Genomic DNA, 20,902 nt, shown 5'->3' with positions numbered 1-20,902 from the left:
CCCCCTCGCACCGTCCTGGTTTCGCTCCCGCCGGTTTCGCGACGGCTTCCCCGATGAGAATGCGCTGACCAGCTCCGCACCGGAAGATTCCGGACCGCTGACCGAACCTGCGCCGAGCCGCTCGGCTGCCCAGCCGTCCGGGAAAAGTTCCCGGTCGGCCCGGGATCGTACGCCCTGTCCGATGGCCATAGCCCCCGCACATGCTGGCTGCTGGAAACCTGACGAAAGGTGAGAACAATGCCGGTAGCAGCAGAACTCATGGATCCCTATCTCTTCGAGCGCGTAGAGCTCGTGGCGGACGAGGGTGCCACCGAGAACCGCATCATGGGTGTGCTCCCCTGCTGCAGCTGCGGTGGCTGCTGCATGTGCTATGCGTGAGTTCGACCTCGGCCGCCTGCCGGCACTCGGCGTAGGTCTCGGATATCGCAGGGAACTGGACGCCGCGATCATGGCGAACCAGGAGTCGATCGACTGCCTCGAGATCATCAGCGAGAACTTCCTCGATACGCCGGTGGGCGGCCCACTCGAACAGCTCCGCGACCGATTCGCGTTGGTACCGCACGGAATCGAGATGTCGATCGGCACCGACGGGCCGCTCGACACCGGCTACCTCGACGACCTCGCGCACCTGGTCGCCCGGGTAGCCGCGCCGTGGTGCAGCGACCACCTGTCGTTCACCCGGGCGGGCGGCGTCTCGATCGGCCAGCTGACGCCGCTGATGCGCACGCGCGCACTCGCCGACGACATCGCGGGCAAGGCGCGCCAGGTGCAGGAGCGGGTCGGAACACCGTTCCTGCTGGAAAACATCACCTACCACCTGGACTTCCCGGCCGAGCTGTCCGAGGCCGAGTTCATCACGCGGGTGGTCGAACAGGCGGGCTGCGGACTGCTGCTCGACCTCGCCAACGTCTTCATCAACGCGACGAACCACGGGTACGACCCGATCGAGTTCCTGAATTCGATTCCGCTCGAACGGGTGGTACAGCTGCACCTGGCGGGCGGGGTCTGGTCGGAAGGCACACTGCTGGACTCACATTCGGCACCCGTGCCCGCCGAGGTGTGGGAATTGCTCGGCTATGTTGCCAACCGGACACCGGCGTTGCGATGCGTCATCCTCGAACGCGATCAGGAGTTCCCGGACGACTTCGACGAACTCACCGCCGACCTGCGCCGCGCCAGAGAGTCCCTCGGTGCGGTAGTGCGCCCATGAGCGGCAGCGGTTTTCAGCGCGCGCTGGCGGAACTACTCACCGCCGGGGCGGCGCGGGTCATGCTGGACGAGCGGCCGGGCGAGCTCGCCGCTCGGTTCGGGCTCACCCCGGCCGAGCTCGAGCTGCTGGTCGCCGCCGATCGCCGGCAGCTCGACATCAATGTCCGTTCGGTGACCAACAAGCGGTTGGACATGCTGGCGCGATGCCTGCCCGCGACCCTGTCGGCGGCGCCGCATCAGCACGAGCTGCTCGGCGACTTCGTCCGTCGTCATCCGCCGGTGCATGTCGACGGCCAGCAAAACCACAGGCGCGTATTGGCCGAGGGGACAAGGTTTCTCGACTATCTGATGACCAGCGGGCGGCAGCACATGGCCGACCTCGCCAGGTACGAGGTGCTGCGCTTGGAGTTGCTGTACGACCCGGCGGCCACCCTCGCCGCCGAACACGCGGCGACCGTGCCGGACGGATCGGATCTCGGCGCGCACGTGCGGCTCGCCGAATTCGACAGCGATGTGGTCACCCAGCACAACGAGTGGCTGCGCACCGACGTTCTCCCCCAAGGCATCTCGGGAAAACCCGTTCGCATCGCCTTGGCCAAGGTCGCCGGACGCAACGCCTTGGCCTGCTACCGCCTCGGCGAGCAGGCCTATCGCGTCCTGCGATCCGGCCCGCCGTTTCCGCCCGAGGCCGAGACGGTGCTGCGGTTCGCCGGGCAGGAACGGCTACTCGACGGGAACAGGGCGGGCTGATGCGCATCTGCGCCGTAATGAAATACCCGCCGATCCAAGGCGGCGTGAGTGCGCACTGCTACTGGCTGGCGCGCGCACTTGCCGAACGCGGCCACCAGGTGGACGTAGTGACCAATGCCGACGAGGTCGAGGACGACTATCGAATCTCGCTCGACGACACCGACCTTCAGCGACTGGAGTCGACTTTCGCCAATGGCGGTGCGGTGCGGGTGATCTCGACCGGGCGGTGGGAGCGCGCCCGCGCGTACATCCCGACCGCGAATCCGTTCGCGACCAAGCTCGCCGCGCTGGCCACGGAGGAAATCCGGTTGCACGGGGCGGATCTCGTGTTCTCGGCGTATCTGGAGCCCTACGGGTTGAGCGCGCATCTGGCCGCGTCATGGACCGGCGTTCCGCATGTCGTCCAGCACGCGGGCAGCGATCGGACGCGGCTGCTCGATCACCCGGAGCTGGGCCAGGCCTACCGGGAGGTGCTGCGGCGGGCGGATCTTGTTGTCGGCGACCGGAATCTGACCGGACTGGGGATTCCGCTCGACAGAATCGCACCTATCCCGCGGGCTTCGCTGCCGCCGGAATTCACGCCGGATGGCCCGGTAGCCGACCTGTCGGCACTCGTCGCGCAGCTGAGTGCGTCACCGTGGGTACGCAACACCGCGCCGCTCGATCCCGAGGCCGCCACGATCGGCGTCTACGGCAAACTCGGTGTCACCAAAGGGTCCTACGACCTGGTCAAAGCGCTCGCACGGTTACGTAAGCGCGGCTCGAGGTTCAATTTTGTGGTCATGTCAGGGGGCACCGAACGCCAGCGGTTCCTCAGCGCGGTAGACGAACTCGGCCTCGCCGAGGTGACGTGGACCCTCCCCTTCCTGCCGCATTGGCGAGTTCCCGAGATATTGCGGGCCTGCACGGCGGTATGCGGTCTGGAGCGGGATTTCCCGGTGGAGGTACACCGGCCAGGACTCCCGATGGAGCTGCTCAGCAGCGGCACCTGCGCGATCCTGTCCGCGGAAGTTGTTCGCACACAACCCTACTGGCCGGAGCTGCGCGACAACGCGCGAGTAGTCGAGGATCCGCGCGATATCGACGGCCTGGCAGCGGTTCTCGCTGAAGTGATCGAGGACCCGGTAGCCGCGATCGAATTCGGGCGGCAGAGCGCCAAGCGGCTTCCGGTGGCGGGCAACGATGAGCTCGGCGGCACATACGAGGCGATGTTCGAAGCCGTTCTACCTGGCAAACCCGTCCAGACAGCCGACGATGCGGTACTTCCGTTGCTGCGCAAGCACATGCCGTCGACCATGCGGCTGCTCGATGGCCGGGTCGAGCAGCTGCTGGAGCGCGCCGCGCCCGTGCGCGTGCAGGATTTCGCGGCGCAGCTGGCCGCGGCGATCGACGAGAACAACGCGGACCTGGGTCATCCCCTCGACACCCTCCGCGACGTCGTCCGCTTCGAGCGGCACCGCCTGTGGCTCGCGGCCGACACCGACCACGCCGCGGTCAAGCCCGCCTTCGCTCGGTCGTCGAACGCACGACGTGATCCCGACTTCGGTCGCCTACGGCCGGTACGTAGCGCACTACTCCGGATCGATGAGTTCGATCTCGACGTAGACGCCCTGACGACCCGCGGCGAGATCGTCCCCGGCACGCGGCGCCCCTACGCGTTCCACAAACGCCCGAGCCTCAAAGGCCGCGTTTTCCGACTGACCGCTGCGACCCGTGACCTGCTGGAACTGTGCGACGGCAGCAGCACTGTCGACGAGCTCGCCCATCTCGCTGAGCACGCACATGGTGCGACGCCGACCGCCGTCCGTGAACGACTGCGCCAATTCGCCGTCGATCAAGTCATACAGTTGCGCTGAGGCGTACCTCCCGAGCCGCCGTCAAGGATTCCGTCTGTCCCGCAATGCACATCAGTGCGGAATATCCGGCGGCAGATCGTCGGTTGGTTCAGCACATGCAGATCGGTATCAACACCTTCGTCACCGACGAAGGCATCAGCGGCCCGAAGCTCGGCATGGCACTGGAGGAGCGGGGGTTCGAGTCGCTGCTGCTGGCCGAGCATTCGCACATCCCCGCGAGCCGGGATACCCCCTACCCCGGCGGCGGTGACCTGCCGCGCATCTACTACCGCGCGGAGGATCCGTACGTCACCCTCGCCGCCGTCGCGGCCGTCACCCGGACGTTGATCGTCGGCACCGGTGTCACCCTGCTGATCCAGCGTGACGTCTTCCACACCGCCAAGCAGGCCGCGACGCTGGACCGAATCTCGAACGGCCGCTTGCTGTTCGGTGTCGGTGCGGGCTGGAATCGCGAAGAGATGGCCAATCACGGCACCGACCCGCGCACCCGCGGCGCGCTGCTCGACGAGCAGATCGCGGCCATCCGCGAGATCTGGACCAAGGATCTTGCCGAATATCATGGCCGCTTCGTCGATTTCGACCCCGTCTACGCGTGGCCCAAGCCCGTTCAGCGGCCGCATCCGCCGATCTTCGTCGGTGGCGGCGCGGCCGCGGCGCAGCGCGCGATCCGGCACGGTGTCGGCTGGATTCCCCTCGCCGTGGCCGACCCCGCCGCGATACCGGCCCAGCTGGCCCTGCTCGACGGGCACGACCTGCCGGTTTCGGTGGTCGGCGCCGGGCCCGACCCGGCCATCCTCGACGCCTACGCCGCGGCGGGGGTGCAGCGCCTCACCCTCTCGCTGCCGACACTCCCCGAATCGGAGACCCTCGCCACACTCGACGAGTTCGCGAAAATCGCCGATAGCTACCTGTTTGTCCCCGATTAACCGGGATTTTGCCTGTACCGCTTGGCTCCCGCCAGTTCCGTTCCCAGTTACGGCATGTTCACAGCCCAGTTGCCTCCGACCCACACCATCGCAGTGGTTATAGCAAGCGAACATTCTCTACTCTGCACGTCAGCTACATGTCGTATCGAGAGGAATGCTGTGCCCCACATAGGTTCGGGTTTTCCAAGGCGGCGATTCATCGGTGGGGCGCTCGGCGCGGCGGCGCTGGGTGGTGGGCTGCAAATGTTGCCCGCCGGGATGGCCGAGTCCCTCGCGGCGCCCAGCCGCAAAGGGACGTTGAGTGATGTCGAACATGTGGTGATCCTGATGCAGGAGAACCGTTCCTTCGACCACTACTTCGGCACGATGCGCGGGGTACGCGGGCTCGCCGACGCGAGCGCGGTAATCAAGGCGGACGGCCGCGATGTCTACTACCAGCCGGATCCGGGACGGTCCGACGGCGGCTACCTGTTGCCGTTCCACGTCGACACCAAGGTGGTCGACGGCCAGGATCTCGGCGATCTGCCGCACGGCTGGGACGATCAGCATCGCGCGGTGCGCGGCGGGTGGAGCGACGGCTGGACCGCGGCGAAAGGCGAGATGGCCATGGGCTATTTCACCGAGGCCGACATCCCGTTCCATCACGCGCTCGCCGACGCGTTCACCGTCTGCGACCACTACTACTGTTCGGTGCTCGGGCCGACCACACCCAACCGGCTCTACCACTGGACCGGAACCATCGATGCCGCTGGACAATACGGCGGCCCGGCGATCAGCAATCCGGCCGACTACAAGCCCGTCTACCGCTGGACCACCTATCCGGAACGATTGCAGGACAAGGGGATCAGCTGGAAGGTCTACGCCAACGACGAGGTGGGTGACGACGGCGCTCACCCGTTCGTCGGCGACTACGGCGACAATCCGCTGTGGCTGTTCGACGCCTACCACGACCCGAAGAACACCGAACTCGCCTCGCGGGCAAAGGTATTCGGTGCCGACCACTGGAAGCCCGACTCCGGCCAGGGCAAGAATGTCGACCACGTACTCGCCGACTTCATCGCCGACTGTTCCGGTAACCGACTCCCCCGGGTGTCCTGGGTGGTGGCTCCCTACGGGTACTCCGAACACCCGGCCGCCCGCCCGGTCGACGGTGCCGCCTACACCCAGGCCGTGCTGAAGGCGTTGTGGGGCAATCAGAACCTGTGGAACTCGACCGCCCTGCTGATCAACTTCGACGAGAACGACGGCTTCTTCGACCACGTGCCGCCGCCGATGGCGCCACCTGGTACGCCGGGCGAATACGTGAACGGGCAGCCCATCGGTCTCGGCCCCCGCGTGCCGATGCTGGTGATCTCGCCGTGGAGTCGCGGCGGCTGGGTGAACTCGCAGGTGCACGACCACACTTCGGTGATCCGCTTCCTGGAGAAGTGGACCGGCGTCGCCGAACCCAACATCTCCGCCTGGCGCCGCTCCATCTGCGGCGACCTGACCGGCTGCTTCGATTTCGGCAAGTCGACCACCTCGGTGCCGGTGCTGCCGGACGCCAATGCCCTTCGGGCAGAAGCCGATGCGACCCAGCGCACGCTGCCGAAACCCGCTCCGCCCGCCGCGGGTAGCCAGCGGCCACCGGAACAGGAATCCGGCACCAGGCCCGCCCGCCCGGTGCCGTATGCCCCCGTGGCGAACGCGACCCTGGCCGCAGGTGGGGCCCTGACCACCACATTCCGCAACACCGGCGCCGCCGACCTGCAATTGGCCGCATATCGTAACGATGGCCGGACCGACGGACCGTGGCGCTACGACGTGAAGTCGGGGGCGACGGTCACCGATACCTGGAGCGTGCAGAGCTATCCCGACAAGAAATACGGCATCGCCATTCACGGCGCCAATCGTTTCCTCTGGCGGATGACCGGAACCTCGACCTCACCGCTCGAGGTGACCGCCGCCTACTCCACCGACAACAAACTGCAGTTGTCGATGACGAACAAGGGCACAGCACCCGCCGTCGTCACGGTAAAAGCCAACAGCTACCGCACCGACGGACCATGGACCTACAAGATCGCGCCCGGCAAGACCACCACCGACACCTGGAATGCCCTCAGCTACGGCAAAGGCTGGTACGACCTGTCACTGACCGTCGACATCGACCCGGCCTACCAGCGCCACTTCCGCGGCCACATCGAGAACGGCCAGCCGAGCGTCACCGGCTGACCGGCGGATCAGGCCAGGGCGCCTGCGCTGGTCGGGCCTGCTCGAAGGCGGCGGCCAGCTGGAGCAGCCGGACGTCGTCGAAGCGCCGGCCGATGAATTGGACGCCGATCGCGGTGCCGTCGGCGGCCTGGCCGCAGTTCATCGAGATGGCTGGATGTCCGCCCGCGTTGAACGGGACGGTGAACCCGATGTGCCGGAACGGCAGGGTCGGGTCACCGTCCGGCGCGGTCTGTTCCACCGGCCACGCGGTGATCGGGGAGGTCGGTGAGACGAGGAAGTCGACCGTGTCGAGCCTGCGGTCGGCGGCGACGGACATCGCGTCGAACTGCGAGTAGCCATCGAACACTGCTGCACCGGTTAGTGTTTCGGCCCCGGCGATCCAGTCGTGGATGTACGGCAAGATCTTCTCGGCGCGTGCTGCCGGCAATGCTCGAACCTCCGACCAGAACCGGACTCGCCAGAAATCGTTCAACCCGGAGAGCATCTCGTCGGTCATGATCGGCTCGACCTTTTCGACCTGCGCGCCAAGGGATTCCAGCAGTTCGGCGACGCCACTCACCGCGGCGCCGACCACGGGCTCCACCGGCCACCCGGTACCCGCCTCGGTCAGCAGACCGATCCGGACGCCCGCGAGCACGAGCGGCCTTGCCGCGGCGGTCCACTCGGTGGGCAGTTCGGGGGCGGCGGTGTGATCGCGCCGATCCGGTACCGCCGCAACCGATGTCGCGAGCGCGGCGTCGGCCACCGTCCTGGTGAGCGGTCCGATGGTGCGGCCGAGGTACGGCGGGACGACCGGAATGCGCCCGAAAGTCGGCTTGAAACCGACCACGCCGCACCAGGCCGCGGGCAGCCGGATCGACCCGCCGATATCGGAGCCGTAGTGGATCGGCCCATATCCTGCCGCGGCCGCCGCGCCCGCGCCGGAGCTCGAACCGCCCGGATTACGCGCGAGATTCCATGGATTGCGGGTAATGCCATGGAAACTCGACAGGCCGCTGGACGACATCCCGTAGTCGGGCATCGTGGTCTTGCCGACCAGGATGCCCGCCGCCTCGCGGATCCGGTCGGCGGTGGGACTGTTCGCCACCGCCGGGGTGAGCTCTGTGGCGGCGGTGCCGAGCGGTGTCGGGCAGCCCGCGGTGGCGATGTTCTCTTTCACGGTGAGCGGGATGCCGTCGAGCGCGCCCGCCGGTTCCCCACGCCGCCAGCGATCGGCGCTTGCCGCCGCCTCGACGCGTGCTTGGTCGGCATAGCGGGTGTAGAGGGCGTTGACGTGCGGTTCCCACTGCTCGATCCGGGTCAGCACCGCGTCGATGACCTCGACCGGCGAGAGGGTCCGATCACGGTAGCCCGCCAGCAGGGCGGTGGCAGGTAGGTCGGCGGGGTCGGTCATGCGGACTCCTCTCGCGCGCTACCGTCCCCGCGTGTGGACGCCGAGACACCCAGCGAGACAGCCACCGGGACAACGAGATTCTTCCACTCCGGCGGGCCTGCCGCAGGTCGGCGTTCGTCAGTGACGATGCGCCGAGTCGTACCACTGGTGTGGCACGGACCAATCCCAGCAGTCCGCGGGCGGCCGGTCGACCGGGTTTTCGCGCTCCCATTCGACGTAGCAGCGGGCAGATCCGCCGACGCACCCGCCGCACAGGATCAGGCCGCGCAGCACGTGGCGCCACAGCGGATGGAGTGAGACGCGTCGCCGCATTGCGACCTCCTCGGCGGGGAAAGCGGGTCTGAGCAGGGGCATAGCCTCAGGTCACGGACGATACCGGCGCGTCGCGCGGCGCGGACGAGAATGGTGTGGACTGGCTCACACAGCGGGAAAGTCGCACGCCACAGCGCTTGCTTGGAGCGCACTCCAAGTGACTACCGTGATCGCATGAGCAAAATTTGGTTCATCACCGGCGTTTCCCGAGGATTCGGGCGCGAATGGGCACTCGCCGCACTGGAGCGCGGCGACAGTGTCGCAGGCACGGCGCGCGACCTGAGCACGCTCGACGACCTGGTCGCCAAGTACCCCAGCACTTTTCAGCCGATCCGGCTGGACGTCACCGATCGGGCGGGCGACTTCGCCGCGGTACAGCAGGCGGTCGAACGGTTCGGGCGGCTCGACGTGGTCATCAACAACGCGGGCTACGGGCAGTTCGGCATGATCGAGGAACTCACCGAGGACGAACTGCGCGCGCAATTCGAGACCAACGTATTCGGCGCATTGTGGGTTACCCAGGCCGCGCTGCCCATCCTGCGCGAGCAAGGCAGCGGCCACATCATCCAGGTCTCCAGCATCGGCGGCATCTCCGCGTTCCCGAATCTGGGCGCCTATCACGCGTCGAAGTGGGCGCTGGAGGGGTTCACGCAGTCGCTCGCGCAGGAAGTCGCGACGTTCGGTGTGCACGTGACGCTGGTCGAGCCCGGCGGCTACGGCACCGACTGGGCGGGCCCGTCGTCGAAGCACGCCACCCCGAACCCTGCGTACGACCCCGCCAGAGAAGCACGGAACGAGCAGCGCAAGGAGATGCGCAGCGGTGATCCGGCCGCTACCGGCGACGCGATTCTGGCCGTGGTCGACGCGGACGAGCCGCCGTTGCGCATCTTCCTCGGCGAGATACCGCTGACGATCGCCACCAGGGACTACGAGTCCCGGCTGGAGCTGTGGCGCAAGTGGCAGCCGATCTCCGCTGCCGCACAGGGGAATTGACGGTTCCGCATCCGGCAACGCAAAAGCCCCGCACCCAAAGGGTGCGGGGCTCTTTTACGCTATGTCGATCAGATAGCGCGGACGTCCTGAGCCTGCGGCCCCTTCTGTCCCTGTCCGACCTCGAACTCCACGCGCTGTCCTTCTTCAAGGGACTTGAATCCCGAGCCGGACACGGCGGAGTAGTGAACGAACACGTCAGCGCCGCCACCATCTTGTGCGATAAAGCCGAAGCCCTTTTCGCTGTTGAACCACTTCACACTGCCTTGAGCCATTACTTTTACTTCTTCTTTTCTGTAGATGAGCCAAACGAATCACGTCGATAAGCTTGATCTCACTGGACTACCATGTCACGGATCGGTGGCAATCCCTACGAAATATCCCAATATGTGAGCTAACCAACACTCCCGCCGTGTCCCCCCGCGCTGTCGGCACCCGCCTCGGCTCGCGCCCGATCATGGCGCACACCAACGTTTTACAGCACGCTGGCATCATGAATCGAGACTGTCCGAGGGGGGCGAGCGTCCGAGCTGCCGCCCGCTGAAGCGAGCGAGGACGATGACCGACTACGGCAATTTACCCACGCAGCCCCTGCCACTCGGGACGAACTGGCAGCCACGGGACCTCCCGGAAACACCCCGGCTCGAGGGGGTACAGCCGCGCGAACGGCGCTCCTCCGGCAGTGCCCTCGCACGGGTCGGCGGCCACGTCGCGCTGGCCGGTGTGGTGAGCCGGCTGACCGGGTTCACCCGCACGATCCTGCTGGCGGCCTTGCTCGGCACCGCGGCGGTCGGTGATGCCTATACCGGGGCGAACAGTCTGCCGAACATGGTCTACGAGTTGCTGCTCGGCAGCGTGTTCGCCAGTGCCGTGGTGCCGCTGCTGACGAGGGCAAGGCGGCGCGGGCGCAAGCACTCTCGGGAATTCACTCAGCGGGTGATGGTGGCGTCAGTGCTCGTCCTCGGCGCGGTCACCGTAGTCGCCGTGCTCTGCGCACCGCTGATCGTGCGTTTCCTGGTAGGCGATTCCGATCAGCGGCAGCTCACCACCTGGTTCGCATATCTACTGCTGCCAGAGGTCTTCTTCTATGGTGTGACCGTCTTGCTGACGGCCGTGCTCAATGTTCGCGACAGCTTCGCCGCGGCCGCCTGGGCACCGGCGGTCAACAACGTGATCGTGTTGCTGACGTGCGGGATCTTTGTGCTGCTCCCCGGACCGGTCACGCTGACGCCGACCTCGATGACATCGGCACAGGTGCTCACGATCGGCATCGGCACCACCCTGGGGATCGCCGGGCAGGCGGTGTGGGTTGTTTTCGCGTTGCGTCGCAATGGGTTCCAGTGGAACTGGCGGGTTCGGCCCGTCCCGTACACCTGGCGGCCGGTGCGCGCGGGCATGCCCGTGCTCGGGTGGATTCTCACCTACGCCGCGATCAGTCAGGTCGGTGTCGTCGTGACGATGCGGGTCGCGTTCTCCCACAACGGGGTATCCGTCTACACCTTGGCCGACCTGTTGTTCCAAGTTCCGTACGGCATCCTCGCCGCCTCGCTGCTGACGGTGCTGATGCCGCGGATCTCCCGATCCGCCGCCGCGGACGATCAGGCCGCCGTGATCGCCGATCTCGGGCGCGGCGCACGGTATCTCACCGTCGCGCTCGTCCCGATGACCATGGCCATGGGTCTGCTCGGCCCGGTGCTGGCCGCCGTGGTGTTCACCGGTCGCGTCGACGCGCACGCGGCCGGATTGATCGGCACGGCCATCGCGTCGTCCGCGTTCGGCTTGGCACCGTTCGCGCTGGTGATGCTGCAGATGCGAGTCTTCTACGCGAACAACAACACTCGCACGCCGGCCCTCATCAACGTGGCCATGGTGGCCACGAAGGTCGCCGTGGTCGTCCTTTCCGTCAACGTCTTTCCCGACCGTGTCGTCGTGGTGATGCTCAGCGTGTCCGGCTCGCTGTCCTACGTGGTCGGCGCGATCATGGGACACGTGCTGCTGCGCCGCCGCCACGGCCTGCTCGGATTCTCCAGCGTCGCGGTGACATTCACGCGCGTCATCTGGGCCACCGCGACCGCGGGCTGGGCCTGCCTGGCGATCATGGCCGTCACGCGCCACACGGTGCCCGATCCACGCCTCGAGCATCTCGTCACCCTCGCCGCCGGTACCTTGATCGGCGTCACAGCATTCCTCTTGGCAGCCAAGGCAATCGGCATACCGGAGGTGCGCAACGCCCGCGCATTGCTAGCCGCTTGACCGAAGTTCGGCAGTTCCCGGCACATCTCCTTCCCGGCACATCTCCGCCATCACCGACCAGATCGGCTCAAGCCCGGACCGCCGCCGACCAGGGCGGAGGCAAGGGTGTCGCACTCTCCACCCCCGTTGTCCTGGCAAATCGCTATGGCCGATCGGGTCGGGAGGCTCGATGACCACAGCTGCGGTAGAGCTAGCACCACCCGAAAGAAGGGGGCTCGCCACATAGGAGCTACGGTCCGGAATTTCTTAACCTTGACATGCCTGTGGCGCGGTGGCCGCGCCTTGCATCAAAGGGGAGTTGAGTTGCCGATATCGGTTTCTTGTTGCGTGCTGGCCGACGCGGTGTTGCCCGAAGGCTTGGCGGCTATCGAGACGACGTCATTTGTCTCCGGGGGGACCCGGTGATAGTGACCAAGAAGGGCGTGATCATATTCATTGTCGCGACTTTCGGAGTTTCCTGGGCCTGGATGTTCTGCGCCGGACTGCTCTTGAATATTTCGCTGGTCAATCCGCTGGCACAGCTTCCGATAGGGTTGACGCCTGCCATCGTGGCGGTGATCGTACGCGCTTGGGTCACCAAGGAAGGCTTTCCCGACGCAGGGCTCGCACTTCGACTCCGGAAGGGATGGCCTTATTACCTGGCCGCTTGGCTGGGACCGCTGCTGTTTGCTGGGGTGGCTGTGGCCTCGGCCGCCGCGCTGGGGCTGTCGAGAGTGGACCTTGCCCCACTCGACAGTCTCCTTCCGGTTCAATCCCCAGGGGCGTCAGTACTCATCTGGATGATGATAATGATCCCTCTCACGCCTGTCTTCTGGGGCGAGGAGTTCGGTTGGACCAGCTACCTTCGGCCGCGTCTGTTCCCCGAACGGCCGTTGCTGTCGGCCGGAGCGACGGGAATCATTTGGGCAGTCTGGCACTATCCCCTTGCCTTTGTGGGATACATCCACTTCGGGAACATCTTCCTCGGCCTTCTGATATGGACGCTGTCGTTCTTGTGCCAAGAGATCATCTTGGCGTGGCTCTACCAGAGCAGCCGCAGTATCTGGACGGCGAGCCTGGCTCACGCCGGGAACAACCTGGTGCTTTTCCTATTTGTCGGTCAGCTACTGAAGGAGGCATCGGCCCTGGTTATCACGACATATGCCACGATTCCCCTAGCAGTAGTCGCGGCTTGGATCGTTTTCACCGGGCGCCTCACCAAGCCGCAATCCCAGAGAAATACCACCTGGCGTACCGGAGCTTTTGCGGCACCGGTCTTTCCGCGATCGCTGCTCGTATTCGACGGCGACTGCGCGTTTTGCACCAGCAGTGTCGACACCATCCGAGCCCGGATACGGCCGGACGTGGACTTCGAGCCCTGGCAGTGGCTCGAACTTTCCGAGCTCGGGCTGACCGAGGAACAGGTTGATCGGTCGGTCCAGTGGCTCAATGGCGAGGGCGGCCGGGCCTCGGGCGCCAAGGCGTTCGCGAAGGTACTTTTGCACGCTGCCTGGCCCTGGCGGATAGCAGGCATGATCATGCTGGTACCCCCGGTCAGCTGGCTGGCCGGCGCGGTCTACCGACTCATCGCCAACAACCGGCATCGGATGCCCGGCGGCACTCCCGCATGCGCCGTGCGCATCGCCAGAGGAGACTGAGGATGGATGGCGCGTTGTGCTGCATGCGCGTAAGGGTGGGTAGCGACTGCCCCGGCGATGACCATGTCGGAGCGTGTTGATACCGGTCTACAGTGCACGCACGGCTGCGGCCTGGGCGCGGATCTGTTGCGCCACAACGGGTTCGCGAGGAGCTGGCTGCGGTAGGCGCAGCGCGCAGGCGGGCTAGCAGTTCGGCCGCCAGTGCGGCGGCCCGCCCGCTACCACACGTTCGGCACAGACCTTCTCAAACAGTCTCTATAGACCGACCAGTTCGGCGCTTCGGAGCCACAGGCTGTGCTGGTAGTCGGTGTCGCGGCGAATGGCGACCGGCGGCAGCAGGTGTAAGCCGGGGGTGGAGGTAATGAACTGGCCTGTCGTGGATTCCAGTTTCGGGTCGATGCTCAGATCGATGCCGGTCCTTGCGCCCACCTCCGGTCGCCTGATGATTCGGGTGCGCGCCAGCGCCTTCATCGGGACGGCGAGGAGCCGGTCGTCGCTGATGAGGCCGGTGGCGTTGGCGCCGGGGCAGAAGCAGTTCACGGTGACGCCGCTGCCGTCGAGTCGCCGGGCGAGTTCCTGGGTGAACAGGATGTTCATCAGCTTGGACTGCCCGTAGGCGCGAAAGGAGCCGATCGGTCCGAAGCCGCGCGGCTCGCCGAGGTGGGCGAGGTCGGGGCGACCGCCGTTGCGGTGGGCCTCGGAGGCGGTGACGACGATCCGGGACGGTGCGGCGGCGATGAGTTGATCCAGCAGCAGGTTGGTCAGCAGGAACGGCCCGAGATGGTTTGTCGCCGTCATGGATTCGAAGCCGTCCACGGTCGTGCGCGCGAACAGCGCGTGGATGCCCGCGTTGTTGATGAGCACGTCGATGCCGGCGTAGCGGGTGCGGATCCGCTCGCCCGCGCGGCGGACCGAGGCGAGGTCGGACAGATCGCCGCTGATTATGTCGGGGCGGCCCTGTGCGCCAGGTTCGCGCTGGAGTTCGTCGGCGGTCGCCGCCGCCTTGGTTTCGTTGCGGGCCACCAGTGTCAGGCTCGCGCCACGACGGGCCAGCGCCCGCGCGATCTCCTTGCCGATGCCGTTGGTGGCGCCGGTGATGACGATCCGCTTGCCGGTGACGTCGATGTCGTTGCTGCCCATGGAAAATCAGCCCTTCATGATCCAGTGGCGACGACGCGGATGGTCGGCACGATCGTTGTGGCCAAGCGGGCATGAGTCACCACGAGTTACAGATAACAGCGATGGTCACGACCGTAGCGCACCGCGACCGTCCGCAGCGTCGGATTGCGCGACCGAAGCAGACTGTGGGCGTAGGACGTTGGCCGCACCCGCGGCGATGACACAAAACGCCACGGGCAGTATGAGGACGATGTTCAGTGGCGCCAGGTGAGTCAGCGGTCCGATGATGGCGGGACCGGCGAGCACGCCGAGGTAGCCGAGCCCGGCAACGCGAGCGACGTTGGCGCCCGCGGCATTTCGGTCCGCATGACCTGCGGCGCTGAACAGCTGCGGGACGCAGCCGGACAGCCCGGCGCCGAACACGGTCCAGCCGACCAGTGCCAGCGGGATCCACGGCGACAGTGCCGCCATCATCAGGCCGAGCGCCGCCAGCCCAGCTCCATAGCGGAGGATGGCGACCGGTCCGAAGCGGGTGGCGACGCGGTCGGCGAGCAACCTGCCAGCGGTCATGGCGGTGGCGAAAACGCCGTAGGCCAAGGCCGCGGTGGCGGCGGGTGCCGCGAGCACATCGCGCAGGTGCAGCGCGCTCCAGTCGTTGGCCACGCCTTCGCACAGCATCAGCAGCAGCGCGAGCCCGGCAAGCAACCAGATACGTCGCGGCGTCGCGCGCCGGGCGACCGGCGCGGAAACCGCTGCGGGGTGCGGCTTTTCGGGCCGCAGCAACGCGGGCGCGGCCAGCGCCGCGCCGACCAGACCCAGCAGTGCCGCCATGCCGAGTGCGGTCGCCGGGCTCCAACCCCAACTCTGCGTGCGCGCGCCGACGAGTGCCGCGAGCACACCGCCGAGCGAATAGGTGGCATGGAACGCGGACATCACCGACCGTCGGTACCCGTGCTCGACCTGGACCGCGTGCGCGTTCATCGCGACATCCTGACAGCCGTTGCCGAAGCCGAGCGCGAGCAGCGACACCCCGAGCGTCCAGATATTCGCGGATACACCGGGCAGTACGACGGCAGCCGCACACAACGCCGCGCTGACCGGAACGACAATCCGCGCGCCGAACCGATCGGCGAGCGGACCAACCAACCGCATACCGACGAAGCCTCCCGCACCGAGCAGCAGCAACAACCAGCCGAGCGTCGGATGACCGATCCCGACCCGGCGCTCGACGGCCGGGATGTGGACCACCCAGATCCCGATCAGAAAGCCGTTCAACGCGAAAAACACGAACGTGGCCAGTCGAGCGGCCCGCAACGAACTCTGCATGACTCGAACATATCGAACATGATCAATGTTCGAAACATTGACTTTCGAACACAATGAGTGTTCCATTGCAGGCGTGGCGAGCGTCGACCGACTGAAACTGATCACCGATGCCGTGCGCGAAGCAGGCCAGATCGGGGTAGCGGAACTGGCCGAACGCACCGGCACCTCGGAGATGACCATCCGCCGCGATCTCGAGACCCTGGCCGGCCAGGGCGTGCTGGAGCGTTATCGCGGCGGCGCGCGCACCCTGCTGCTGCGCGGCGACGAACCACCGTTCGGCATGCGCGCCACCGAGGGACTGGAGATCAAGCGGCGCCTCGCCGCCGAGGTCGCCGGATTGATCGCCGATGGCGAATCGATCGTCCTCGACAGCGGCACCACCTGTCTCGAAGTGGCCCGCGCGCTCGAACACCGCCGCCTGACCGTGCTCGCCCTGTCACTGCACGCGGTGAACGCGCTCACCGGCGCACCGCTGCTCACCCTGTTGGTGCCCGGCGGCAACCCGCGCGCAGGTGAGCTGGCATTGACCGGTCCGCTCACCTTGGCCTCGCTGGCGGCCCTGCGTTTCGACACCGCGATCCTCGGCTGCTGCGGACTCACCGCTACCGACGGAATCACCGCCTACGACCTCGACGACGCCGCCGTCAAACGCGCCGCGATCGCCTCGTCCCGCCGAGTCATCGCCGTCACGGAAGCCACCAAACTCTCCCGCACCGCCCTCGCCTTCGTCGCCCCGGTCGCCGCTTTACACGTCGTCGTCACCGACGAGTCGGCCGCGCCCGACGACACCGCCGCGCTGGCGGCCGCGGGCGTCACCGTGCGACGCGCGTGAACAGGCCGGTGCCTCCTACTCCGCGACGACCTCAGACAACTTCGAGGTCATAGGTGACCTCGGTCCAGAACCCGCCCGGCTCGTACTCGCCGCCGAGGGTGAGGATGTAGTCGCCGCGGCTGAGATCGTCCAGGCCGCACCACAGGCCCCAGGCATTCGCTCGGTAGCGGCCCGGCGGGCCGAACGGTCCGTCTGGGTGCGCATCGATCAGGAACGGGCTGCGGTTGGCGACTTCGCGCAGCGGCAGGGATACGCCGTTGAGCTCCGCGTGCCCGCTCGCCGTGGGTACCACCGGAACGCGCCTGCCGAACAGTGACGACCGCTGGAGGAGATTGAAGGCGGGAAAGAAGACCGGGCGGCCGTGCGGCACGGCGCATTTTCTGCTGACCTTGCCACCGAACGTGCCCGCGAGGAACCAGACATCCGCGGCCTGCCCCTCGGCCGCGAACTTTCCGGTCTCGTCGCTGACCGGATTCCTGGCGGTGGGAATCGCCGAGGCCCACTGCCACCATCGAGCCGCCAGCTCAATGTCCCTACTCCGCATATCTACCCACCTTGATCATCAAGCCTTGAACCAGGTCAGGATAGCCATGCGCGGACGGCGGGGACCACAGGGAACGACCATCCCCAGTCGTCCCCAGTTGGGGCGAGCACGCGCTGCACGCCAGCATCGCCCCACCGCACAACCGCATTTCAGACACGAAGCCGGCACTTCGCGATACGTTTGACTTCAGGCACCTGGGCAGTCGATCGGGAGAACCGAGACGGACACCGAACAGCCTTCCACCGTCGTCGGGGCAGCACGACCGGCTCGCCGCAGGGCGCTCCTTACCGCTGGTAGAAGAGGAGAAACATGTCTGATCCGAACTACACCACCGACGACGCCGGAATCCCGGTGCCCAGCGACGAACACTCGCTGACCGTCGGCGCCGACGGCCCTATTCTGCTCAACGACGCGTATCTGATCGAGAAAATGGCGGCGTTCAACCGCGAACGCGTCCCGGAGCGGCAGCCGCACGCCAAAGGCGGCGGCGCGTTCGGCACCTTCGAGGTCACCAACGATGTGAGCGCCTACACCAGGGCCGCCGTCTTCCAGCCCGGCAAGAAAACCGAGATGCTCGCCCGCTTCTCCACCGTGGCCGGCGAGCGCGGCAGCCCGGACACCTGGCGTGATCCGCGCGGGTTCGCCCTGAAGTTCTATACCGAACAGGGCAACTTCGACATGGTCGGCAACAACACCCCGGTGTTCTTCGTGCGGGATCCGATGAAGTTCCAGGACTTCATCCGCTCGCAGAAGCGCAGGGCCGACAACAATCTGCGCGATCACGATATGCAGTGGGATTTCTGGACGCTGTCGCCGGAATCCGCGCATCAGGTCACCTGGTTGATGGGTGATCGCGGCATTCCGCGCACCTGGCGGCACATGAACGGCTACTCCAGCCACACCTACCTCTGGTACAACGCCGCGGGCGAAAGGTTCTGGGTCAAATACCATTTCAAGTGCGATCAGGGCGTCGAGTTCTTCACCCAGGACGAGGGTGACCAGATGGCCTCGATGGACACCGATTACCACACCAGGGACCTGTGGGAGGCGATCGACGGCGGCAACTTCCCGAGCTGGACGCTGCACATGCAGATCATGCCGTTCGAGCAGGCGAAGACCTACCGGTTCAATCCCTTCGATCTCACCAAGGTGTGGCCGCACGGCGACTATCCACTCATCGAGGTCGGCAGGATGACCTTGAATCGGAACCCCGCCGACTACCACACCGAGATCGAGCAGGCCGCGTTCGAGCCGAGCAGCTCGGTGCCGGGCACCGGCCCGAGCCCGGACAAGATGTTGCTCGGCCGGTGGTTCTCCTACCCCGACGCGCATCGCTACCGAATCGGCGTCAATTACAAAGAGCTGCCGGTCAATTCAGCCCACGCGAGCACGGTGCGGTCGTATTCCAAGGACGGCGCGATGCGCCACCACAACCCCGGCGATCCGGTCTACGTGCCGAATTCCAAGGGCGGCCCGCACGCCGACCCGTCGGTCTCCGGCCCGGTCGTCGGCTGGCATACCGACGGCGAAATGGTCCGCACCGCATACACATTGCGCAAGGACGACGACGACTGGGGCCAGGCGGGCACCATGGTCCGCGAGGTGCTCGACGACGCGGCCCGGGATCGGTTGGTGGACAACATCGTCGGGCATCTGCTCAACGGCGTCACACCGCCGGTGCTGGGCCGGGCGTTCGAGTACTGGCGCAATGTCGACAAGAGCCTGGGCGACCGCGTCGAGGCGGGCGTGCAAGCCAAAAAGGACGAACTCGATCCCAAGGCCGCGAAGCAGGCGAATCCCGCCCGCTCCTCGGCCCAAGACAAAGCCTGACAATTCCGGCAACCGCGGGGGCGCGCGACGGGCGCCCGCGGTTGTCCCGTTTGAGCGCGCTATCGCCGGGTAGCTCGGGCCCATGACTGCGAGAACACATCGCGCCCAGGAGTCGCGTTCGGAGCAGGACACCGCATTGTTCGGGTCGTCGCGAAGCGCGCTCACCACCGCCGGAGTTGTGCTCATCAACTCGGTCGCGGCGATCGCGACGGCGGGCCTCGGCATCATCTCGGCGCTGGTCCTCGTGCTATGAGCCGCTAGGCTCGCACCTTCGCGCCACCGGCGCGCGTTCACCGCGTCGCATGGCCATGTTCACATCGTGTTTACGATGGCCGAATGCTTATTCAGGACGCGCCGGGAAGCCCGCCCCCACCCGCCGAGCACCCGGGTGCCGCGCGGCCGCGGGATCGTCGCGTTCGACCGTCGGCCGTCTGGTGCGGCATCGGCGCCGCGGTACTCGTGCTCGTGGCCGGTGAACTCATGGCCGCGCATATCCACGCGCTCGGCCCGCTGACCAGCCTGTTCCGCGACTACGTCGGCAGGCCGAAGTCGGCGACCACCTCGTGGGCGGGCTTCCTGCTCGCGCTGGTCGGCGTCACCACTCGCGTCCGGGTGACCGCGCTGGCCGCGGCGATCGCCATCGACCTGATCTTCGTGGTGATCCGGGCGGTCGAGGGCAGGCTGTTCACCGTCGGCAACGGTCCGACCATCGTGCTCACCGCGCTCGCGGTGGTCGCCGCCTGGCGTTGGTCCGGCGAGCGACGCCGAACCGCGCTGCGCGCCATCACCTTCGGCGCGCTGCTGATCCTCGCGACCAAGATCGGTGAGATCTGGCTTGACGTCACCGCGTGGGCCCGCCCGACCGTCCTCGATCCGTACGCGGAAGTCGCCGACCACGCGCTCGGCAATCCCTCCTGGTTCATCGGTCACCTGCTCGACGTGGCGGGGCCGGTGCCGCTCGGCGTGGTGCGCTGGGTGTATTTCGAGCTCCCGGTCGCGGCCATCGTCGTCGCCGTCTGGCAGCTGCGCGGCGTGACCAGCGGCCGGTGGCCCCGCCACCATCTGGTGCGCACCTTCCTCACCCTCGGCCTGATCGGCCCGCTCTTCTACGTGGTCTTCCCGGTGGTCGGCCCGATCCTCGCCTTCGGACCGCAGGGACACGGTATGGAGCTCGCCGACGTCTGGCCGAATATCGTTCCGCCGCTGCCGTTCTCCGTCGAACCGATGGCGTTCGACGGCATCACCCCGCGCAACTGCATGCCGTCGCTGCACACCGCCTGGGCGCTGTCGCTGTTCATCCACTCCCGGCGCGGACCGATATGGCTGCGCGTGGGCGGTACGTTCTGGCTGGTCTGCACCCTCATCGCGACGCTTGGCCTCGGCGCACACTACGGCGTCGACCTGGTCGCCGGTGCCGCGCTGTGCCTGACCGTCGAATCCGCGCTGCGCGACCCGGACCGAGGCTGGGACCACTCCCGCATCCGTGTGGTCGCGTTGGGCGTGGTCACCTTCGCGACCACGCTGCTGTCCGTTCGCTACCTCGCTCCGACGATGGCCGACCACCCCTTCGTGTCCGGCCTCGGCCTGCTCGGTCTGCTTGCCGCCCTGGCCATCCTGTTCTACCTGACCTGGTTCGCGCCGACCCGCCCGCGGAAATCCGCGGCGCGGGCAACCGAACGCATCCCCCTCGACGATCGGATTGCTCGCTGACGAG

The 20,902-nt window shown here is 66.8% G+C and carries 19 protein-coding genes; 13 read left to right on the top strand and 6 right to left on the bottom strand.

The features are described 5' to 3' along the window. Nucleotides 1-237 precede the first annotated feature (237 nt). The 6 genes from ACIBCN_RS35720 to ACIBCN_RS35695 all read left to right on the top strand — a co-directional run bounded on the left by ACIBCN_RS35720 (nucleotide 238) and on the right by ACIBCN_RS35695 (nucleotide 6,952). On the top strand, nucleotides 238-378 hold the full coding sequence (locus ACIBCN_RS35720; RefSeq protein ID WP_396996238.1) for a hypothetical protein: 141 nt from the start codon (nucleotides 238-240) through the stop codon (nucleotides 376-378). Further along, nucleotides 371-1,210, top strand: a complete 840-nt coding sequence (locus tag ACIBCN_RS35715) for a DUF692 family multinuclear iron-containing protein (protein ID WP_396996236.1) — start codon at nucleotides 371-373, stop codon at nucleotides 1,208-1,210. Before ACIBCN_RS35720 ends, ACIBCN_RS35715 begins: the two co-directional genes overlap by 8 nt. After that, nucleotides 1,207-1,959, top strand: a complete 753-nt coding sequence (locus ACIBCN_RS35710; RefSeq protein WP_396996234.1) for a hypothetical protein — start codon at nucleotides 1,207-1,209, stop codon at nucleotides 1,957-1,959. Before ACIBCN_RS35715 ends, ACIBCN_RS35710 begins: the two co-directional genes overlap by 4 nt. Next, nucleotides 1,959-3,815, top strand: a complete 1,857-nt coding sequence (locus ACIBCN_RS35705; RefSeq protein ID WP_396996232.1) for a glycosyltransferase — start codon at nucleotides 1,959-1,961, stop codon at nucleotides 3,813-3,815. Before ACIBCN_RS35710 ends, ACIBCN_RS35705 begins: the two co-directional genes overlap by 1 nt. A 95-nt stretch (nucleotides 3,816-3,910) precedes the next feature. Next, nucleotides 3,911-4,741, top strand: coding sequence for an LLM class F420-dependent oxidoreductase (locus tag ACIBCN_RS35700; protein WP_396996230.1), 831 nt, complete (start codon nucleotides 3,911-3,913; stop codon nucleotides 4,739-4,741). Nucleotides 4,742-4,900: 159 nt separating this feature from the next. Next, complete coding sequence (locus tag ACIBCN_RS35695) at nucleotides 4,901-6,952, top strand: phosphocholine-specific phospholipase C (protein ID WP_396996228.1); 2,052 nt, start codon at nucleotides 4,901-4,903, stop codon at nucleotides 6,950-6,952. Here the strand turns inward: ACIBCN_RS35695 and ACIBCN_RS35690 are convergent. Both ACIBCN_RS35690 and ACIBCN_RS35685 read right to left on the bottom strand, forming a co-directional pair. Further along, nucleotides 6,942-8,345, bottom strand: coding sequence for an amidase (locus tag ACIBCN_RS35690; protein ID WP_396996226.1), 1,404 nt, complete (start codon nucleotides 8,343-8,345; stop codon nucleotides 6,942-6,944). The two genes, ACIBCN_RS35695 and ACIBCN_RS35690, sit on opposite strands and share 11 nt — an antisense overlap. 117 nt (nucleotides 8,346-8,462) lie before the next feature. After that, nucleotides 8,463-8,657: a hypothetical protein gene (locus ACIBCN_RS35685; protein WP_396996224.1), complete on the bottom strand. Its 195-nt coding sequence runs from the start codon at nucleotides 8,655-8,657 to the stop codon at nucleotides 8,463-8,465. A gap of 174 nt (nucleotides 8,658-8,831) precedes the next feature. On the opposite strand from ACIBCN_RS35685, the gene ACIBCN_RS35680 reads away from it, so the two are divergent. Beyond that, nucleotides 8,832-9,650 (top strand): SDR family oxidoreductase, encoded by an 819-nt coding sequence (locus ACIBCN_RS35680; protein WP_396996222.1) that lies wholly within the window; start codon nucleotides 8,832-8,834, stop codon nucleotides 9,648-9,650. 68 nt (nucleotides 9,651-9,718) lie between these two features. Here the strand turns inward: ACIBCN_RS35680 and ACIBCN_RS35675 are convergent, their stop codons facing one another. After that, nucleotides 9,719-9,922, bottom strand: coding sequence for a cold-shock protein (locus ACIBCN_RS35675; protein WP_107655522.1), 204 nt, complete (start codon nucleotides 9,920-9,922; stop codon nucleotides 9,719-9,721). A gap of 283 nt (nucleotides 9,923-10,205) precedes the next feature. Between ACIBCN_RS35675 and murJ the strand changes: the two genes are divergently transcribed. Both murJ and ACIBCN_RS35665 read left to right on the top strand, forming a co-directional pair. Then, nucleotides 10,206-11,900, top strand: coding sequence for a murein biosynthesis integral membrane protein MurJ (murJ, locus tag ACIBCN_RS35670; protein ID WP_396996220.1), 1,695 nt, complete (start codon nucleotides 10,206-10,208; stop codon nucleotides 11,898-11,900). A gap of 407 nt (nucleotides 11,901-12,307) precedes the next feature. Next, on the top strand, nucleotides 12,308-13,537 hold the full coding sequence (locus ACIBCN_RS35665) for a DCC1-like thiol-disulfide oxidoreductase family protein (RefSeq protein ID WP_396996218.1): 1,230 nt from the start codon (nucleotides 12,308-12,310) through the stop codon (nucleotides 13,535-13,537). Nucleotides 13,538-13,792: 255 nt separating this feature from the next. Here ACIBCN_RS35665 and ACIBCN_RS35660 read toward each other — a convergent pair whose 3' ends face one another. Next, nucleotides 13,793-14,677, bottom strand: coding sequence for an SDR family NAD(P)-dependent oxidoreductase (locus ACIBCN_RS35660; protein WP_396996216.1), 885 nt, complete (start codon nucleotides 14,675-14,677; stop codon nucleotides 13,793-13,795). Between the two features lie 105 nt (nucleotides 14,678-14,782). Continuing rightward, nucleotides 14,783-15,982 carry an MFS transporter gene (locus tag ACIBCN_RS35655; protein WP_396996214.1) on the bottom strand — a complete coding sequence of 400 codons (1,200 nt, stop codon included), beginning with the start codon at nucleotides 15,980-15,982 and terminating at the stop codon, nucleotides 14,783-14,785. Between the two features lie 73 nt (nucleotides 15,983-16,055). On the opposite strand from ACIBCN_RS35655, the gene ACIBCN_RS35650 reads away from it, so the two are divergent. Continuing rightward, nucleotides 16,056-16,814, top strand: a complete 759-nt coding sequence (locus tag ACIBCN_RS35650) for a DeoR/GlpR family DNA-binding transcription regulator (RefSeq protein ID WP_396996212.1) — start codon at nucleotides 16,056-16,058, stop codon at nucleotides 16,812-16,814. A 31-nt stretch (nucleotides 16,815-16,845) separates the two neighbouring features. Here ACIBCN_RS35650 and ACIBCN_RS35645 read toward each other — a convergent pair whose 3' ends face one another. Further along, a complete protein-coding gene (locus tag ACIBCN_RS35645) occupies nucleotides 16,846-17,358 on the bottom strand; it encodes a hypothetical protein (protein ID WP_396996210.1) in 513 nt (170 codons plus the stop codon). A 309-nt stretch (nucleotides 17,359-17,667) separates the two neighbouring features. Here ACIBCN_RS35645 and ACIBCN_RS35640 point away from each other — a divergent pair, with 309 nt between their 5' ends. The 3 genes from ACIBCN_RS35640 to ACIBCN_RS35630 all read left to right on the top strand — a co-directional run bounded on the left by ACIBCN_RS35640 (nucleotide 17,668) and on the right by ACIBCN_RS35630 (nucleotide 20,898). Then, the gene (locus ACIBCN_RS35640; RefSeq protein ID WP_396996208.1) at nucleotides 17,668-19,188 is read left to right on the top strand and encodes a catalase; all 1,521 of its coding nucleotides are present in this window, start codon (nucleotides 17,668-17,670) and stop codon (nucleotides 19,186-19,188) included. A gap of 82 nt (nucleotides 19,189-19,270) precedes the next feature. Further along, nucleotides 19,271-19,441, top strand: coding sequence for a hypothetical protein (locus ACIBCN_RS35635; RefSeq protein ID WP_396996206.1), 171 nt, complete (start codon nucleotides 19,271-19,273; stop codon nucleotides 19,439-19,441). Nucleotides 19,442-19,524: 83 nt separating this feature from the next. Then, a complete protein-coding gene (locus tag ACIBCN_RS35630) occupies nucleotides 19,525-20,898 on the top strand; it encodes a DUF5933 domain-containing protein (protein WP_396996204.1) in 1,374 nt (457 codons plus the stop codon). Nucleotides 20,899-20,902: the final 4 nt, after the last annotated feature.

The sequence above is a fragment of the Nocardia sp. NPDC051052 genome (assembly GCF_044456045.1).
In the GTDB taxonomy this organism is placed as follows: domain Bacteria; phylum Actinomycetota; class Actinomycetes; order Mycobacteriales; family Mycobacteriaceae; genus Nocardia.
The sequence above is the reverse complement of the archived record's forward strand: the minus strand, read 5'-3'. Positions and strand labels throughout refer to the sequence as shown.

Excerpts from the sequence above, each read along its gene's own strand:
- ACIBCN_RS35680 (WP_396996222.1), top strand. The coding sequence starts at position 8,832 with ATGAGCAAAATTTGGTTCATCACCGGCGTTTCCCGAGGATTCGGGCGC.
- ACIBCN_RS35645 (WP_396996210.1), bottom strand. The coding sequence starts at position 17,358 with ATGCGGAGTAGGGACATTGAGCTGGCGGCTCGATGGTGGCAGTGGGCC.
- ACIBCN_RS35685 (WP_396996224.1), bottom strand. The coding sequence starts at position 8,657 with ATGCGGCGACGCGTCTCACTCCATCCGCTGTGGCGCCACGTGCTGCGC.
- ACIBCN_RS35705 (WP_396996232.1), top strand. The coding sequence starts at position 1,959 with ATGCGCATCTGCGCCGTAATGAAATACCCGCCGATCCAAGGCGGCGTG.
- ACIBCN_RS35660 (WP_396996216.1), bottom strand. The coding sequence starts at position 14,677 with ATGGGCAGCAACGACATCGACGTCACCGGCAAGCGGATCGTCATCACC.
- ACIBCN_RS35640 (WP_396996208.1), top strand. The coding sequence starts at position 17,668 with ATGTCTGATCCGAACTACACCACCGACGACGCCGGAATCCCGGTGCCC.
- ACIBCN_RS35715 (WP_396996236.1), top strand. The coding sequence starts at position 371 with ATGCGTGAGTTCGACCTCGGCCGCCTGCCGGCACTCGGCGTAGGTCTC.
- ACIBCN_RS35720 (WP_396996238.1), top strand. The coding sequence starts at position 238 with ATGCCGGTAGCAGCAGAACTCATGGATCCCTATCTCTTCGAGCGCGTA.
- ACIBCN_RS35700 (WP_396996230.1), top strand. The coding sequence starts at position 3,911 with ATGCAGATCGGTATCAACACCTTCGTCACCGACGAAGGCATCAGCGGC.
- ACIBCN_RS35655 (WP_396996214.1), bottom strand. The coding sequence starts at position 15,982 with ATGCAGAGTTCGTTGCGGGCCGCTCGACTGGCCACGTTCGTGTTTTTC.
- murJ (WP_396996220.1), top strand. The coding sequence starts at position 10,206 with ATGACCGACTACGGCAATTTACCCACGCAGCCCCTGCCACTCGGGACG.
- ACIBCN_RS35690 (WP_396996226.1), bottom strand. The coding sequence starts at position 8,345 with ATGACCGACCCCGCCGACCTACCTGCCACCGCCCTGCTGGCGGGCTAC.
- ACIBCN_RS35630 (WP_396996204.1), top strand. The coding sequence starts at position 19,525 with ATGCTTATTCAGGACGCGCCGGGAAGCCCGCCCCCACCCGCCGAGCAC.
- ACIBCN_RS35635 (WP_396996206.1), top strand. The coding sequence starts at position 19,271 with ATGACTGCGAGAACACATCGCGCCCAGGAGTCGCGTTCGGAGCAGGAC.
- ACIBCN_RS35675 (WP_107655522.1), bottom strand. The coding sequence starts at position 9,922 with ATGGCTCAAGGCAGTGTGAAGTGGTTCAACAGCGAAAAGGGCTTCGGC.
- ACIBCN_RS35710 (WP_396996234.1), top strand. The coding sequence starts at position 1,207 with ATGAGCGGCAGCGGTTTTCAGCGCGCGCTGGCGGAACTACTCACCGCC.